At 64.2% G+C, this 14,900-nt stretch carries 17 protein-coding genes; 8 read left to right on the top strand and 9 right to left on the bottom strand.

The window, feature by feature from the left end; genetic code table 11:
- Window positions 1-30 precede the first annotated feature (30 nt).
- Both FJ543_RS08320 and FJ543_RS08315 read left to right on the top strand, forming a co-directional pair.
- Window positions 31-648: a TetR/AcrR family transcriptional regulator gene (locus FJ543_RS08320; RefSeq protein WP_140874656.1), complete on the top strand. Its 618-nt coding sequence runs from the start codon at window positions 31-33 to the stop codon at window positions 646-648.
- 44 nt (window positions 649-692) lie between these two features.
- The gene (locus FJ543_RS08315; RefSeq protein ID WP_015315133.1) at window positions 693-1,286 is read left to right on the top strand and encodes a hypothetical protein; all 594 of its coding nucleotides are present in this window, start codon (window positions 693-695) and stop codon (window positions 1,284-1,286) included.
- A 7-nt stretch (window positions 1,287-1,293) separates the two neighbouring features.
- On the opposite strand, the gene ppa is transcribed toward FJ543_RS08315, so the two are convergent.
- From ppa to FJ543_RS08285, 6 genes are all read right to left on the bottom strand, one after another.
- Window positions 1,294-1,827, bottom strand: a complete 534-nt coding sequence (gene ppa, locus FJ543_RS08310; protein ID WP_140616548.1) for an inorganic diphosphatase — start codon at window positions 1,825-1,827, stop codon at window positions 1,294-1,296.
- A 190-nt stretch (window positions 1,828-2,017) separates the two neighbouring features.
- Window positions 2,018-2,524, bottom strand: coding sequence for a GNAT family N-acetyltransferase (locus FJ543_RS08305; protein WP_015315131.1), 507 nt, complete (start codon window positions 2,522-2,524; stop codon window positions 2,018-2,020).
- A gap of 244 nt (window positions 2,525-2,768) precedes the next feature.
- Window positions 2,769-3,407: a TPM domain-containing protein gene (locus FJ543_RS08300; protein ID WP_140719844.1), complete on the bottom strand. Its 639-nt coding sequence runs from the start codon at window positions 3,405-3,407 to the stop codon at window positions 2,769-2,771.
- 9 nt (window positions 3,408-3,416) lie between these two features.
- Window positions 3,417-4,310, bottom strand: coding sequence for a YgcG family protein (locus tag FJ543_RS08295; RefSeq protein ID WP_181173944.1), 894 nt, complete (start codon window positions 4,308-4,310; stop codon window positions 3,417-3,419).
- 4 nt (window positions 4,311-4,314) lie between these two features.
- On the bottom strand, window positions 4,315-5,085 hold the full coding sequence (locus tag FJ543_RS08290; RefSeq protein WP_224592212.1) for a YgcG family protein: 771 nt from the start codon (window positions 5,083-5,085) through the stop codon (window positions 4,315-4,317).
- 140 nt (window positions 5,086-5,225) lie between these two features.
- A complete protein-coding gene (locus tag FJ543_RS08285; RefSeq protein WP_015315127.1) occupies window positions 5,226-5,864 on the bottom strand; it encodes a LemA family protein in 639 nt (212 codons plus the stop codon).
- Between the two features lie 163 nt (window positions 5,865-6,027).
- On the opposite strand from FJ543_RS08285, the gene FJ543_RS08280 reads away from it, so the two are divergent.
- The 6 genes from FJ543_RS08280 (at window position 6,028) to FJ543_RS08255 (ending at window position 11,333) form a co-directional block, all read left to right on the top strand.
- The gene (locus FJ543_RS08280; RefSeq protein WP_015315126.1) at window positions 6,028-6,279 is read left to right on the top strand and encodes a hypothetical protein; all 252 of its coding nucleotides are present in this window, start codon (window positions 6,028-6,030) and stop codon (window positions 6,277-6,279) included.
- Between the two features lie 13 nt (window positions 6,280-6,292).
- Window positions 6,293-7,177, top strand: a complete 885-nt coding sequence (pdxY, locus tag FJ543_RS08275) for a pyridoxal kinase PdxY (RefSeq protein WP_015315125.1) — start codon at window positions 6,293-6,295, stop codon at window positions 7,175-7,177.
- Window positions 7,174-7,965: a DUF429 domain-containing protein gene (locus FJ543_RS08270; protein ID WP_140874654.1), complete on the top strand. Its 792-nt coding sequence runs from the start codon at window positions 7,174-7,176 to the stop codon at window positions 7,963-7,965. Before pdxY ends, FJ543_RS08270 begins: the two co-directional genes overlap by 4 nt.
- A gap of 147 nt (window positions 7,966-8,112) precedes the next feature.
- Window positions 8,113-8,757 carry a carbonic anhydrase gene (locus FJ543_RS08265; protein ID WP_140616544.1) on the top strand — a complete coding sequence of 215 codons (645 nt, stop codon included), beginning with the start codon at window positions 8,113-8,115 and terminating at the stop codon, window positions 8,755-8,757.
- Entirely contained in the window at window positions 8,754-9,188 is a 435-nt protein-coding gene (locus tag FJ543_RS08260) for a nuclear transport factor 2 family protein (RefSeq protein WP_140662500.1), read from the top strand. Before FJ543_RS08265 ends, FJ543_RS08260 begins: the two co-directional genes overlap by 4 nt.
- Before the next feature lie 90 nt (window positions 9,189-9,278).
- Window positions 9,279-11,333 carry a M3 family metallopeptidase gene (locus FJ543_RS08255; RefSeq protein WP_140874652.1) on the top strand — a complete coding sequence of 685 codons (2,055 nt, stop codon included), beginning with the start codon at window positions 9,279-9,281 and terminating at the stop codon, window positions 11,331-11,333.
- A gap of 34 nt (window positions 11,334-11,367) precedes the next feature.
- Here FJ543_RS08255 and FJ543_RS08250 read toward each other — a convergent pair whose 3' ends face one another.
- The 3 genes from FJ543_RS08250 to FJ543_RS08240 all read right to left on the bottom strand — a co-directional run bounded on the left by FJ543_RS08250 (window position 11,368) and on the right by FJ543_RS08240 (window position 14,621).
- Window positions 11,368-12,852, bottom strand: coding sequence for a M81 family metallopeptidase (locus FJ543_RS08250; RefSeq protein WP_140874650.1), 1,485 nt, complete (start codon window positions 12,850-12,852; stop codon window positions 11,368-11,370).
- Window positions 12,853-12,930: 78 nt separating this feature from the next.
- On the bottom strand, window positions 12,931-13,755 hold the full coding sequence (locus FJ543_RS08245; RefSeq protein WP_015315119.1) for a carbohydrate ABC transporter permease: 825 nt from the start codon (window positions 13,753-13,755) through the stop codon (window positions 12,931-12,933).
- The gene (locus FJ543_RS08240) at window positions 13,752-14,621 is read right to left on the bottom strand and encodes a sugar ABC transporter permease (RefSeq protein ID WP_140874648.1); all 870 of its coding nucleotides are present in this window, start codon (window positions 14,619-14,621) and stop codon (window positions 13,752-13,754) included. Before FJ543_RS08240 ends, FJ543_RS08245 begins: the two co-directional genes overlap by 4 nt.
- Window positions 14,622-14,900 lie beyond the last annotated feature (279 nt).

Genomic DNA, 14,900 nt, shown 5'->3' with positions numbered 1-14,900 from the left:
GATCGGTAACATTGTCAATCGAGTCCCATGATGCCAAGCGACAAAAATATTGAACTGACCATCAGCGACGGTCATGCGTCGGCGCCACCGAAGGCCGCCAAGAAGATCCTCGACGTGGCCTATGACCTGTTCTACCGGCGCGGTATCCGGGCGATCGGCGTCGACGAAATCGTCAAGCGTGCCGGCGTCACCAAGCCAAGCCTCTATCGCAGCTTTCCCTCCAAGGACGAGCTGGCCGCCTCCTACCTCAGGCAATACGATCTTGAATATTGGGAGCGTTTCGACGAGGTCGTCGCCGCCAACCCCGGCGACCCGCGCGCTCAGATCAAGGCTTTCCTGACCCGTATCGGCAAGCGAACGCAAGTGGCGGACTATCGCGGCTGCGGCATGACCAATGCGGCGGTCGAATATCCCGACCACAGCCATCCGGCTCGCGTCGTCAGCGAGGCCAACAAGCAGGAATTGCGCCGCCGCCTGCGCGCCATGGCGGCTGCGATGGGCGCGCAAGACCCCGACACGCTGGGCGACGGGTTGCTGCTGCTTATCGAAGGCGCCTATATCAGCGGCCAACTGTTCGGCCTCGGCGGCCCCGCGCAGTCGGTTGCCCGCAACGCCGACCTGCTGATCGAAGCCAGCTTGAAGAAATAGCGATTGGCGATACGCTGGGACGACCTCCAACTGAGATCTCCGCCATGCGCAGCCTGTTGATCCCGCTCACCTTGGCCGGCCTTTGCCAGGCGGCACAGGCCGGCGACATTTCCAGCACCTACACCGACCTCGACTGGAAGAAGGACTGCGTGACCTATGCGCAGGCCGAGCAGGGCGACGGCGACTGGGCCGACCTCGCCTGCTCCGGCTATCGCGGCTATCCCGTGCTGGTCGGATATGACGACGCCCGCGAATCGCTGTTCTATGGTTTTCCGCCCGGCGGCGACATGACGTCCACCTGGGAAAGTTTTTCCGCCTTGAATTCGTCCGGAGCCAAGGTCGAGTGGCGTGTCGAAACCAATGGCGACAAAGCCGTGCCGTTCGCGGTCATCCACCGCCGCTCGATCAGCAATGGCGAGGACGAGACCAAGAAGACCGAGGTGCTGCTCGTCGCCAAGGTCGCTCAGATGGACGCCCGGGACGGCTGCACCGTCGGCCTGGTGTTGGCCACCGGTAACCCCGCCGCCAACGACCAGGCGCGCAAGATCGCCGACGAGAAGGCGAAAGGCTTCGCCTGCGGCAAGGACAAGCGCGTGGTGATTGGCGACGTGCCGGCTTTCGGCCGGGTCGATAACTGACCGCGAGCTACTTGCTCGCCTTCGCCCGGTCGATAGCGTCCATGATCATCTTCTTGGCGTATTTGGAATCATGCCAGCCCTCGATCTTGACCCATTTGCCGGGTTCCAGATCCTTGTAGTGCTCGAAGAAGTGCTGCACCTGCTGGCGCGTGATGTCGGGCAGCTGCGTGTATTCGGTGACGTTCTCGTAGCGCAGTGTCAGCTTCGGTGACGGCACCGCGATGATCTTTTCATCCTGGCCGGCATTGTCTTCCATGATCAGCACGCCGATCGGCCGCACGTTGATCACGCAGCCCGGCACCAAGGCGCGCGTGTTGCAGATCAGCACGTCAATCGGGTCGCCGTCGCCCGACAGCGTGTGCGGCACGAAACCGTAATTGCCGGGGTAGCGCATCGAGGTGTGCAGGAAGCGGTCGACGAACAGCGTGCCGGCCTCCTTGTCCATCTCGTACTTGATCGGCTCGCCGCCGATCGGCACCTCGATGATGACATTGACGTCCTCAGGCGGATTCTTTCCGGTGGCTATGGCTTCGATGCGCATGTCTTTTGTCCCTCTCTCGGTCGGCAGGAGATAGCGGGCGGCGCAAAATGGTGCAATGCGGCGAATGGTGCTTACAGGCGTCCGGCGAGACGCGATGGCGGTCGACCCGTTCAATCATCGGCACAAGATGTTTCAGCGTCGTGATGTGCGTGAGCCCGGGACTGCGCCTCCCACGATCATCCCCAGGCGGTCACTCCCAGACGAAGGCGACCTTCTTCAGCGCCTTCTGCTCGAAAATCTCGACCCCTTCGGCGATGTCGCGGCCGCCGGCCCCGGCATAGAAGGCAAGTGCGTTCTGGTTGTCTTCCAGCGCCCACACCACCATGCCTTTCAGCCCGTGGTCGGCGAGACGTGCCCTGGCCGCCGAAAACAGCCGCCTGCCGAGCCCGATGCCCTGATATTCCGGGCGCAGGTACAATTCGTAGATCTCGCCCTGCTGCTTGAGTTCCTTGGCGCGGTTCTTGCCGATCGTCGCGTAGCCGGCGATCGTGCCGCCGATCTCGACGACCAGGACGGTGGCGGCGCGGCGGATAGCGTTGGCCCACCAGTCGCTTCCGCGACGGTTGATCATAGATGTCAGCGTGCGGTGCGGAATGATTCCGCTATACGCGCCGCGCCAAGCCTCGAGGTGCACTTCGGCGATGGCGCCGGCATCGCGCGGGTCTGCCTTCCGAATGTCGATCGTCAGCGTATTCATGATTTGTTAACCATAAACCCGCATCGCCCGATTGCAAGAGTCCCGGCGGCCGATGGTCCGCTTTCGCACAGACGATCATGACACTGCCGACATTGGCCAAAGCCAGCCTGAAAACGCGCTCAGCCGAGGCGGATGGCGCGGCTTTCGAGTACCGAAACCCAGCGGACTTTTAGGTCCGTGGGCATCGGAAGCGCAGAAAGCCGCGTCAGGCGTCCGGCTGAGTAGCGTTTGCAGGTAGGGCTTTTCAGATTTCGACCAGATGGTCGTCGAGCTCGTTGGTATCGCCCGAAGTAACCGGAAAGTGCTCGGCCAGCACGGCCCCGACCCCCTCGATCGCCTTGACGAAACCGTCGGCAAGCCGATCGTGGCCGGCATGCGCGGTCAGATCGCGCACCACGCCATCCCAGACATGCTGGCCGACCTTGGCGGCGATGCCCGAATCGGCGACCACTTCGGCGTAGCGCTCGGCGATCGAGACGAAGATCAGCACGCCGGTGCGCGCCGTGGTGCGGTGGACGTTGCGGGCGAGGAACTGCTTGACCGCATTGGCGTGCGCAGCCTGATAGCGCAGCCGACGCGGCACCATATGGATGCGCAGGCCGGGCAGCGTCCACAACAGGGCCAGCACGCAGGCCATGGCCAGCAACTGAGCGGTGATGAAATGTGGCAGGCGGATGGTGAGCCACCAGGCCTCCAGCCCATAGGCGACCGCGAGGCTGACGACCAGCATGCCGAGGGTCGCCATCAAGGCTGCGGGAGCTAAGTAGCCATCGCTGGCATGCGCCACGACGCAGTAGATCTCGCCGTCGGTTTGCGCTTCGGCGGCGCGGATCGCAGCGGCGATGCGCTCATGATCCTGCGGGCTGATCGGTCGTGTCGCCATGATCTTGTCTCACCAGCTTCCTGAAGAACCGCCACCGCCGGACGAGCCGCCGCCACCGGAAAACCCGCCGCCACTGCTTGACCCCGACGACCAGCCACTGCCGGAACCACCCGAGGACCAGCCGCCGCCCGACGACCTCGTCCAGCCGCTGGCTCCGGATGATCCGCCCGCACCCTGGCCATAACGAAACGTCATGCCCAGCCATCGATACACGCCCGGCGACAGCTTTGTGCCGAACATCGGCGGCAGGAAGGCCATTGCCAGGCCACCGAAGAACATCGTCGCCCACAGGATCAGGAACACCGCGACGACCGGATCCATGGGGGTGCTGCTGTCGGCGGGATTGCGCCGGCCGCGCGCCTCCAACTCCTCCGGATTGCCGTTCAGCACCATGATCATGTCGTCGACGGCCTGGGAGATGCCGCCGGAGAAATCGCCGGCGCGGAAGGCCGGCACCATGTCGTTCTCGATGATCAACTTGGTGTGCAGGTCGGTCAGCGTGCCTTCCAGCCCATAGCCGACTTCGATGCGCATCTTGCGGTCGTTTGGCGCGACCAAAAGCAGGACACCGTTATTCTCCTTGGCCTGGCCGAGCTTCCAGAAGCGGAACAGCCGGTTGGCGTAGGGCTCGATCTCCTCGCCGCCGAGGCTGGGAATGGTGGCGACGACGATCTGGTCGGAGCCCTTGGTTTCGAAGTCCGCCAGCTTCTGCGTCAGCGCGGCACGTGTGCCGGCATCGATGATGCCGGCATTGTCGACAACGCGGCCGGTGAGAGCCGGAAGGTCGGCGGCCACGGCGGCGATCGAGGCAAGCAGCAGAGACGCCAGGATGATTAAGGCCAGGCGCAGCCGCGAAGCGCATTGGCCGGGCATTGAAGGGACGGCAGCTCTGGCTCTGGCCATGGCCTTACCAGCCTCCCGAGGAGCCGCCGCCGCCGGACGAACCGCCGCCGCCCGAAAAACCGCCACCGGAGGACCCTCCGCCGGAGGACCAACCGCCGCCGCCGGACGACCAGCCGCCGGACGATGATCGCCGGTGCGGCTCGAAGGTCATGCCGAGCCAGCGATAGCGTCCGGGCCCGAGTTTCTGGCCGAAGATCGGCGGCAGGACCGAGGCCGCGATGCTGCCGAAGAAAATGATCGCCCAGATGCCGATAAAAATGGCGAAGAACAGGTCGTCGGAATTGAATGGTGCCTGCTCGTTGCGCTTGCCGCGCGCTTCCAGTTCTTCCGGATTGCCCTCCAGCACCATGATCATGTCGTCGACGGCCTTGGAGATGCCGCCCGGGAAATCGCCGGCGCGGAAGGCCGGCACCATGTCGTTCTCGATGATCAGCTTGGTGTGCAGGTCGGTCAGCGTGCCTTCCAACCCGTACCCGACCTCGATGCGCATCTTGCGGTCGTTTGGCGCGACCAAAAGCAGGACGCCGTTGTTCTCCTTGGCCTGGCCGAGCTTCCAGAAGCGGAACAGCCGGTTGGCGTAGGGCTCGATCTCCTCGCCGCCGAGGCTGGGAATGGTGGCGACGACGATCTGGTCCGAGCCCTTGGTCTCGAAGTCGGCGAGTTTTTGGGTCAGCGCCGCACGTGTGCCGGCATCGATGATGCCGGCATTGTCGACGACGCGGCCGGTCAGCGCCGGAAGATCGGCGGCGAAGGCGGCGAACGGGAGGAAGAGGATGCCGGCAAGAAGGCCAAGAAAGGAAAGGTGGGCGTTCCGTAGCGCCCCCCTTGAGGAGGAGATGTCCGGCAGGACAGAGGGGAGTGTTTGCACGCCGGCGGTCCGTCTTTTCGGGAATTCGTTCCGAGGACAGTCGCCGTTCACCCGCCCTGCTTCGTGCCGAAATCGACCTTCGGCGGCTGCATCTTGTCTTCGTCGACGGTGAAGTTGGCGAAGGGCTCGTTGCCGCGGAACCAGAATGTCGCCCACAGTACCGACGGGAAGGTCTTCAGCGTCAAATTGTAGTCCCTGACCGCCTGGATGTAGTCGCGCCGCGCCACCGCGATGCGGTTCTCCGTGCCTTCGAGCTGCGCCTGCAGCGCCAGGAAATTCTGGTTGGCCTTGAGGTCGGGATAGGCTTCTGACACCGCGATCAGCCGCGACAGCGCGCTGGTCAGCCCGGCCTGGGCATCCTGAAACTTCTTGAGGGCTTCCGGATCCTTCAGCGTTTCGGGCGTCACCGTGATCTGCGTCGCCTTGGCGCGCGCTTGGACAACCGCGTCGAGCGTGTCCTTTTCATGCGAGGCATAGCCCTTGACCGTCTCGACCAGATTGGGAATGAGGTCGGCGCGGCGCTGATACTGGTTCAACACCTCGCTCCATGCCGCCCTGGCGTTTTCTTCCGCCGTCGGGATCGTGTTGTAGCCGCAGCCGGCAAGCAGCGGCAGCACGATTGCCATCATCAGGAAGGCGGGCAACGTGCGAAATGTCGATGGTCGAGCAAGGCGCTGGGCAAGCATGAAGGGATCCCTCGATAGAAGTTGCATCCGAAGCATTACCACAATCGGCGCGCAAGAAAACGGCCTCGGCCTCTGAAGCAGGCTCGGCATGAATTGTGCCCGCGCAAGGCCCTGTGATTGGCCCGGTGAACGCGATAAGGTTCGATCAGAACGGGATATCATCATGGCGAAACGCCAGGACAGCGACAGCGAATCGCGCCGTATCCTCCAGCGCGTCGCGCAGGAGACCGATCCGGCCGGCAATTCTTTCGTGGCACGGACGACGAAAGGCATGCGCGACCACGTCTCCGCGGCCGATGCCGATCGCACGGATCCGATCGAAGTCTGGGGTACGCGTGTTGGCAGGATACTCGGCCTGCTTCTGGCGCTGGGCCTGATGGTCTGGCTCGTGCTTTTCCTCACCCGGGGCAGCTAGGAATCAAGAGACAATGAGCGCCGAAAAAGCCGACGCGCCGCGCGCGGTCATCGTCATATCCAGCCATGTCGCCCGCGGCTCCGTCGGCAACCGCGCGGCCGTCTTCGCGCTGGAGACACTGGGCTTTCCGGTCTGGGCCGTACCTACGGTCACCCTGCCCTGGCATCCCGGCCATGGCCGCGCGACCCGCATCGTGCCGCCGCTCGACCAGTTCAAGGCGCTGATGGCCGATCTGGAGCGCGCGCCGTGGCTGGGTGAGGTCGGGGCCGTGCTGTCGGGTTATCTCGGCGAGGCCGGCCAGGCCGAGGCGGTCGCCTCGCTGGTCGCCGCGGTCAAGGCGAGGACGCCCGATGCCGTCTATATCTGCGATCCGGTGATGGGTGATTCCGGCGGCCTCTACGTGCCCGAGCCCACCGCCGCCGCCATGCGCGACCGGCTGATGCCGATCGCCGACATCGCCACGCCCAACCGCTATGAGCTGGAATGGATGGCCGGCGCGCCGCTGCCCGATCTGAAATCGGTGATCTCGGCCGCACTCCATGCCGGACCGTCGACCATGCTGGTCACCTCGGCTCCGTCGATGATGTCAGGCGGCACAGGCAATCTGCTGCTCGACGGCACCCAGGCGCTGCTGGCCGAACACCGCCTGATCGACAAGCCGCCGAACGGCCTTGGCGACTTGACGGCAGCGGTCTACCTGGCGCGCATCCTGTCCGGCCAGCCGGCGATCAAGGCGCTGCAGTCGACGACGGCGGCGGTCTACGAAATCCTGGCGCGCACCGCAAAACGCGGCGGCGACGAGTTGCAGCTCGAAACCGACGCGCAGAGCCTGTCGCACCCGATGGCCATGGTCCAGCTTCGCCACCTCACGCATCCGGGGCGGGACCGCCGGGCGTGACCCCGGCCAAGGTCGTGCTCGTCGGCGCCGATGGCTGCAAGGCCGGCTGGATCGCCGTGCGGAGCGAACCCGGTTCGACACGTCGTGACCCAGACACGGCGCCTTCGGTCGATGTGTTCCCTTCGTTCGCCGCCCTGCTGGCGGCGATCCCCGATGACGCGATCGTCGCCGTCGACATGCCGATCGGTCTACCGGAATTTTCGCAAAAGGGCGGACGCGGGCCGGAAGCGCTGGTGCGGCCGCTGCTTGGCCCTCGCCAGTCCAGCGTCTTCTCGATTCCGTCCCGTGCCGCGCTCTATGCCGACACCAGCGGCTTCACCACGATCGAAGCCTGGTACGCGGCGCATATCAGGGCAAGCGAAGCGGCCAAGGCCACATCCAACCCGCCGCGCGGCGTTTCCATCCAGGCCTTCGGCATCTTTTCGAAAATCCGCGAGATCGACACATTGCTGATCGCGCGGCCCGAACTGCGCGGCCGCATCTTCGAATCGCATCCGGAAGTCGCCTTCTGTCGCCTGAACGGCGATCAGGCCATGCGGTTGCCGAAGAAGATCAAGGGCAGCGTCAATCTGGCCGGCATGGCGGAGCGCAAGGCGCTGCTTTGCCGGCACGGCTATGACATGGATTTCCTCGACCAGCTGCCGCCACGTGGTGCGGCCGCCGACGATTTCCTCGATGCGGCGGCCATGATGCTGATTGCCGGCCGCATCGCCAGCGGCGACGCGAAGCCGTTTCCCGACCCGCCTCGCGCTGACGGTTTTGGCATACCGGTCGCCATTTGGGCGTGACAATGTCGGCGGGCGTCCCGCTCTGGCGCATGGCATTTATAGCTAGCCCCTACAATTCTGCATTGCTCGTAACGGGTTTTTGCCGTTAGAGGCTTTCCTCGACCGCAACGAGCTGCCGCCTCCAACCCGGAAAGGCCTTAGCCGCCCATGCCTCATCTTCCCGAACACCTCCTCGCCGGCTACCGCAATTTCATGAACGGCCGCTACCTCACCGAGAGCGGCCGCTATCGCGAGCTCGCCCGCGAAGGCCAGGCGCCCGAGACCATGATCGTCGCCTGTTGCGACTCGCGATCCGCGCCCGAGGCGATCTTCGACGCCGGCCCCGGCGAACTCTTCGTCTTGCGCAATGTCGGCAATCTGGTGCCGCCTTACGAGCCGGACGGCGAGTTCCATTCGACCTCGGCCGCGCTCGAATTCGCGGTGCAGAGCCTCAAGGTCAAGAATATCGTTGTCATGGGCCACGGCCGCTGCGGCGGCATCCGGGCCGCGCTCGACACCAACTCCGCGCCGCTGTCTCCCGGCGACTTCATCGGCAAGTGGATGAGCCTGATCGCGCCGGCCGCCGAGACGGTGTCGGCCAGCACCTTCATGACGGCGACGGAACGCCAGACGGCCCTGGAGCGCATCTCGATCCGCTACTCCCTCGCCAATCTCAGGACCTTTCCCTGCGTCTCAATCCTTGAGGGCAAGGGGCGGCTGTCATTGCACGGAGCCTGGTTCGACATTTCGACCGGCGAGCTCTGGGTGATGAACAAGGAGACCGGCGATTTCGAGCGGCCGGTGCTGGAATGAACGGTACGGCGCGGCAGGCGATGAGTGTCCGGCCGGTCGTTTTCACGGCGGCCGCGCTGATGATAGCGATCGTTGCCGCTCGCGCCGATGACCGCGCCATCATAAGCCGCTGGTATTCGGCGCTGCTGGTCGCCGATCGCACCGAGCTGGCGGACCTGCTCGCCGACGACGTCCGCATCAAGCTCGACGACCTCGGCGTTGTCCAGAGCAAGCAGGAATTCATCGCCTCGCTCGACGAATGGAAAGGTGCGGTTGCGGGAGCCGCGATCCGCCACCGCATCGAGAAGACCGAAGGCGGGGTCACCACCGTGATCGCCTGCTACGACTTCCCCGACAATGATATGTTGATGCAGGAGACCTTCGCGGTGAGCGACAACCGCATCACCGCCAGTTCGCAGGCGGCAATCGCTGAAAACTGCGAGGGCTACTGAGGCGGAGCGGCCAACTGGCATATTGCGGGCCCGCGGACCGCGCCCTACATCGGTGACACCCTCCTTCCTGACGCCAGCGAAAGACCCTCCATGCTCTCTCCGAAAGCCGTCGATCTCGCCGCCCATCCGTTGACCGCGTGGCGAGGGCCGCTCGGCCTGCCCGATTTCGCCCATATTGGCGACGGTGATTTTTCTCCCGTTTTCGACGCCGCGCTGAAGGCGCATGAGGCCGAGATCGACGCGATATCAGGCAACAAGGATGCGCCGAGCATCGAGAACACGCTTGCCGCATTTGAGCTCGGCGGCGAGGCGCTGGATCATGTCTCATCGATCTTCTGGTGCCGCGCCGGCGCTCACACCAACGAAACCATCCAGGCCCTGGAGCGTGATATTTCGCCGAAGATGTCGCGGCACTTCTCGGCCATCTCGATGAACGAGAAGCTGTTTGCCCGCATCGACGATCTCTACCGGCGCCGCGAGAGCCTTGACCTCGATCCCGAGACGCTGCGCGTCCTGGAGAAGACCTGGAAAGGCTTCGTCCGTTCCGGCGCCAAGCTCGACGCGGACGGCAAGACGCGGCTGGCCAAAATCAACGAGGAGCTGTCGTCGCTCGGCACGACTTTCGGTCAGAACGTGCTGGCCGACGAGCGCGACTGGGCACTGTTCCTCGACGAGGCCGATCTCGCCGGCCTGCCGGATTTCGTGAAAAGCTCGATGGCCGAGGCCGCCGAGATGCGCGGCCAGAAGGGCCGCTACGCCGTCACCCTGTCGCGCTCGATCTATGAGCCGTTCACAACCTTCTCCGAACGCCGCGACCTGCGCGAGATCGCCTATCGCGCCTTCACCATGCGCGGCCAGAACGGCGGAGCGTCAGACAACACGTCCGTGGTGCGCGACATGCTGAAGCTGCGCGCCGAAAAGGCGAAGCTGCTCGGCTACGCCTCCTTCGCCGCGCTCAAGCTCGACGACACCATGGCCAAGACACCGAAGGCGGTGCACGCGCTGCTCGACCCGGTTTGGGAAAAGGCATTGGAAAAAGCCGCCGCCGACCAGAAGGAGCTGGAGCGTCTGGCTGCCGAGGCCGGCAGCAACGAAAAATTCGCCGCCTGGGACTGGCGCTTCTACCAGGAGAAGCTGCGCGCCGAGAAGTTCGCTTTCGACGAGGCGGAGCTGAAACCCTATCTGCAGCTCGACCGCGTCATCGACGCCTGCTTCGACGTCGCGACACGGTTGTTCGGCGTCACGTTCGAGGAGAAGAAAGGCATCGCCGCCTGGCATCCGGACGCGCGCGTCTTCGTGGTCAAAAATGCCGACGGCAGTGAGCGCGGCCTGTTCCTCGCCGACTATTTCGCGCGGCCGTCAAAACGCTCCGGCGCCTGGATGAGCGCGCTGAAGTCCGGTTACAAGCTTGGCCATGGCTCGAAGCCGGTGATCTACAACATCATGAACTTCGCCAAGCCGCCAGCGGGCGAACCGGCTTTGCTGTCGGTCGACGAAGCGAAGACCTTGTTCCACGAATTCGGCCATGCGCTGCATGGCATGCTGACCGACGTCACCTGGCCGTCGGTGTCAGGCACCTCGGTCAGCCGCGACTTTGTCGAACTGCCCTCGCAGCTCTACGAGCACTGGCTGACGGTGCCGGCGGTTCTGGAAAAGCACGCGCTGCATGTCAAGACCGGCAAGCCGATGCCGAAGGCGCTGCTCGACAAGATGCTGGCCACGCGCACCTTCGGCGCCGGCTTCGCCACCGTCGAGTTCACCGCCTCTGCCTTGATGGACATGGCCTACCATGCACGGCCCGACGCGCCGGAAGAGCCGCTTCGTTTCGAGGCCGAAACGCTTGCGACGCTGCATATGCCGGATACGATCGCCATGCGCCATCGCACCCCGCATTTTGGCCATGTCTTCGACGGCGAGGGCTATTCGGCCGGCTACTATTCCTACATGTGGTCGGAGGTGCTGGACGCCGATGCTTTCGCCGCCTTCGAGGAAACCGGAGACCCCTTCAACCCGGCGCTGGCCGAGCGGCTGAGGAAGAACATCTACGCCGCCGGCGGCTCGAAGGATCCGGAAGAGCTCTACACGGCGTTTCGCGGCAAAATGCCGTCGCCGGAAGCGATGATGGTCAAGCGCGGATTGGTGTAGGCAATCGCCGAAGTCGGCGCCGACGTCCACCTCGTTACCCTTGGCTGCCGACCCAAGGATCCTTTACCCTTGGCCACACCGGCCGCGTCAGCTTCGTGTAATTCGTCGCCGCCGGATTGCTGGGATAGGAACTCGGCGCCGCGACATAGATGATCTCGGCGGCGATCGGCTCGAAGCCGGCGTAGAAATGGTTTGTCGACTTGATCAGCAATATGTCTTTCGACAGCGGATCGACGCCGATGTTGGAGAAGACATCCGGCTCGAAGGTCTGGGTGCGATTGGTGTTCAGGATCACATCGACTTCCGTGCCCTCGATGCGCACCACCGCTGATGGCCCCAATGTCACCCGGCTCGGGCCAAAACTCTGCCAGCCCTCGGCAACCGCTTTTAGTACCTTGACGCGTGCATCGATCGGTTCGCCCGCCTGCGGGCCGGCTTTGCCGCCGAAACGCAGGTCGATGACGGCACCCTCGCCGGCCGCCTGGCAGAAAGTCACCGCGATCGGATCCCAGATCGTCGCCACGCCGAACTTGTCCAGGCCCCGCGCCAGCATCTGGCGCAGCACGAAGGTGCCGTCGCCGGGAACGCCGCCGCCGGGATTGTCCCAGATATCGGCAATGACCACCGGCTTGCCCGGTCTTTCCTTGCGCACGGCCAGCGCCCGATCGATGCCGTCGGCCGTACTCAGCATCGTCATCGCGGCCGTTTCGCGCATGGCATAGAGCTCGCGTCCAAGCCGCTCCGCCAGCGCATCGCCCTTGGCCTTGTCATTGTCGGTAACGACAAGGATGCGCGTGCCCATTTCGGGCACGTCGGCGGCCATGAAGCCGTGGATGACCGAGACCGACAGCACGCCGTCCTTGCCGTGCAGCGCCTTGATGCGGTCGACGAAGGAGCGCATCGGCTCGCGGCTGGTCGGCAGCACCTGGATCATGCGGCAGTCAAAGGTCGAGATGACCGGCTTGATCTCGCCGCGCGCCGCAGCCAGGCCAAGCTCGACGACATGCTCGCCGCGCTCGTAGAAATCGGTGTGCGGGAATTCGAGGAAATAGGCCATGATGTCGGACGCCGCCACGCGCTTCGGTGTCAGATGGCTGTGCGGATCGAACTCGCAGGCAATCACCACCTCAGGCCCGACAATGCCACGCACGCGCTCAAGCAGGTCGCCCTCGCAGTCGTCATAGCCTTGCGCCACCATGGCACCGTGCAGGCCCAGAATGACGGCATCGACCGGCAAGGCGGCCTTGAGCTGGCCGAGGATTTCGTCGCGGAGCGCCTCATAGGTCTGCCGCTGCACGAGGCCGCCGGGCTCTGCCCAGGTGGCGGTGCCTTCGATCACGGTCAGGCCTTCGGCGGCCGTGCGGCGGCGCAGCGCCACCATCGGCGAGGAGCACAGGGTCGGCGTTTCCGGATGCTTGCCCGGCCCGGCATAGAACGCCATCTCGAAAGAGGCCCGGTCGGTTGGCACCGGCGAGAAGGTGTTGGTTTCCGTCGCCAGCGAGGCGGTGAAGATACGCATGAAAACTCCGTGGACTTCTTGTTTTCGCAATTCCGGACGGATAACCGCTGGGCACTTTTCCTGGAATTGCTGGGATTGCTATTTGACAGCCCCGAGCGCCAAGCCCCGGACAAGATAGCGCTGCAGCCAGATGAACAGGATCGCCACCGGCAGCGTCGCCAGCAGCGTCGCCGCCATGACATGGTGCCATTCGATCGTGTAGCGCCCGGCAACCAGCGAGAACACCTGGATCGGCAGCGTATAGCTCTCCTGGCTGCGCAGCATGGTGAGCGCCACGACGAATTCGTTCCAGGCATTGATGAAGGTGAAGATCGCCGTCACCGCGATCGCCGGCAGGCAGAGCGGCAGGAACACTTTTCGCAGCGTCAGCCAGCGGCCGGCGCCTTCCATCCAGGCGGCTTCCTCGAGATCGCGCGGAATGGTGTCGAAATAGCTCTGCAGCATCCACACGGTGAAGGCGACGTTGAAGGCCATGTAGATGAAGCCGAGCGCGGTGGTCGATTCGACCAGTCCCCAGGCAGCCATCAGCCGGAACAGGCCGAGCACCAGCACGATCGGCGAGATCATCTGTGAGATCAGCAGGAACTGGCGGAACGCTCCATATCCGGCAAAGCGGAAGCGCGACATGGCATAGGCCGCCGGGACGGAGATGAGGATGGCGCCAACGGTGGCGATGACAGACACATAGAGCGAATTGGCCAGCGCCCGGCCGAAGCCGGTCGCCACCCACATGTCGGCAAAATTCGACCACCGGAACTCGCTCGGCCACCAGGTCGGCGTCAGCACTTCGGTACGCGGCTTGACCGCTGTCAGGAACATCACCGCGAAGGGAAAGATCGTCACCACGATCAAGGGCGCCAGCAGCAGCCAGGCGATGATGGTGCGCTTCAGCTTGGCCTTCATGCGCGTTGCTCCCGCATGGCAAGGCGCACATAGATCATGGTGAAGATCAGCAATATGGCGAACATCACCAGCGAGACCGCCGAGGCTTCGCCCAGCTTGCCGATGCGGAATGCCAGCTTGTAGAGGTGGGTGACCAGTATATCGGTCGAGTTGGCCGGCCCGCCCTGCGTCATCACCCAGATGATCGGGAACGAGTTGAAGACGTAGATGGTGTTGAGCACGATGGCGATGTTGATGAAGGGTTTCAGGAGCGGAAAGGTGATCTCGCGGAACTGCTGCAGCGGCGTTGCCCCTTCGAGCGCCGCCGCCTCGTAGAGATCGTCCGGGATCGACGACAGACCGCCGAGAAAGATCGTCGTGGTGAACGGCACCGTCACAAATATGCCGATCAGCACCTGCATCGGAAACGCCGTCTCGGCGCTCGCAAGCCACTGGATGTTATGGTCGATCAGGCCAAGTCCGATCAGCGCCGAATTCAGCATGCCGCTTTCACCGCTCAGCGCCCAGCGCCAGACCACGGCCGTCATGGTCAGCGACACTGCCCATGGCAGCATGATGATGACGCGGGCAACGCCACGGCCATAGAAATCGGTGTTGAGGATCATCGCCACCGGGACCGAGAGCAGCAGCGCGCCGCCGACCACCAGCACCGTCCACAGCCCCGTGCGCCAGAGCGCGGCGACGAAGTCGGGATCGGCGGCCAGCGCGGCGAAATTGGCAAGACCGCTGAACTCGCGCAGCTGACCAAAGCGATTGACGTCATGCGTGGCGATCTGGATCAGGTCCCAGACCGGCCAGAAGATGACCACCGCCGCCAGGAACAGACTGGGCAAGGTCAGGAGGTAAGGCAGGAAGCGATTTTGCATCGGCTGATTTTACACCGCGTTGCGAGGCATCAGTAGCACTGGTTGGCCAGTTGACCTGTTCTTCCCAGGCGCTCGGTTTCGAACTCTTCCCCGGCGTCGGCGCCGCCCCTCACCTGCCCGCCGGCATCCTCTCCCGTATAGAGACGGGAAGAGGGGAGCTTTCATCACCGCTTTCGCCAGTCACCAGCGTCCAGAAAGGGCTCCGAGATGCCGGCCGCCCTTTCTCCCCGTCTCTATACGGGGAGAAATGCCCGGCAGGGCAATGAGGGGCGGCGCTGA

Source organism: Mesorhizobium sp. B2-5-7 (genome assembly GCF_006440875.1).
GTDB lineage: Bacteria > Pseudomonadota > Alphaproteobacteria > Rhizobiales > Rhizobiaceae > Mesorhizobium > Mesorhizobium australicum.
This window is presented reverse-complemented; position numbering and strand designations above follow the sequence as displayed.

Bases quoted from the DNA above. Each gene is read 5' to 3' on its own strand.
- FJ543_RS08320 (WP_140874656.1), top strand. From the start codon at position 31: ATGCCAAGCGACAAAAATATTGAACTGACCATCAGCGACGGTCATGCG.
- FJ543_RS08315 (WP_015315133.1), top strand. From the start codon at position 693: ATGCGCAGCCTGTTGATCCCGCTCACCTTGGCCGGCCTTTGCCAGGCG.
- ppa (WP_140616548.1), bottom strand. From the start codon at position 1,827: ATGCGCATCGAAGCCATAGCCACCGGAAAGAATCCGCCTGAGGACGTC.
- FJ543_RS08305 (WP_015315131.1), bottom strand. From the start codon at position 2,524: ATGAATACGCTGACGATCGACATTCGGAAGGCAGACCCGCGCGATGCC.
- FJ543_RS08300 (WP_140719844.1), bottom strand. From the start codon at position 3,407: ATGGCGACACGACCGATCAGCCCGCAGGATCATGAGCGCATCGCCGCT.
- FJ543_RS08295 (WP_181173944.1), bottom strand. From the start codon at position 4,310: ATGGCCAGAGCCAGAGCTGCCGTCCCTTCAATGCCCGGCCAATGCGCT.
- FJ543_RS08285 (WP_015315127.1), bottom strand. From the start codon at position 5,864: ATGCTTGCCCAGCGCCTTGCTCGACCATCGACATTTCGCACGTTGCCC.
- FJ543_RS08280 (WP_015315126.1), top strand. From the start codon at position 6,028: ATGGCGAAACGCCAGGACAGCGACAGCGAATCGCGCCGTATCCTCCAG.
- pdxY (WP_015315125.1), top strand. From the start codon at position 6,293: ATGAGCGCCGAAAAAGCCGACGCGCCGCGCGCGGTCATCGTCATATCC.
- FJ543_RS08265 (WP_140616544.1), top strand. From the start codon at position 8,113: ATGCCTCATCTTCCCGAACACCTCCTCGCCGGCTACCGCAATTTCATG.
- FJ543_RS08260 (WP_140662500.1), top strand. From the start codon at position 8,754: ATGAACGGTACGGCGCGGCAGGCGATGAGTGTCCGGCCGGTCGTTTTC.
- FJ543_RS08255 (WP_140874652.1), top strand. From the start codon at position 9,279: ATGCTCTCTCCGAAAGCCGTCGATCTCGCCGCCCATCCGTTGACCGCG.
- FJ543_RS08250 (WP_140874650.1), bottom strand. From the start codon at position 12,852: ATGCGTATCTTCACCGCCTCGCTGGCGACGGAAACCAACACCTTCTCG.
- FJ543_RS08245 (WP_015315119.1), bottom strand. From the start codon at position 13,755: ATGAAGGCCAAGCTGAAGCGCACCATCATCGCCTGGCTGCTGCTGGCG.
- FJ543_RS08240 (WP_140874648.1), bottom strand. From the start codon at position 14,621: ATGCAAAATCGCTTCCTGCCTTACCTCCTGACCTTGCCCAGTCTGTTC.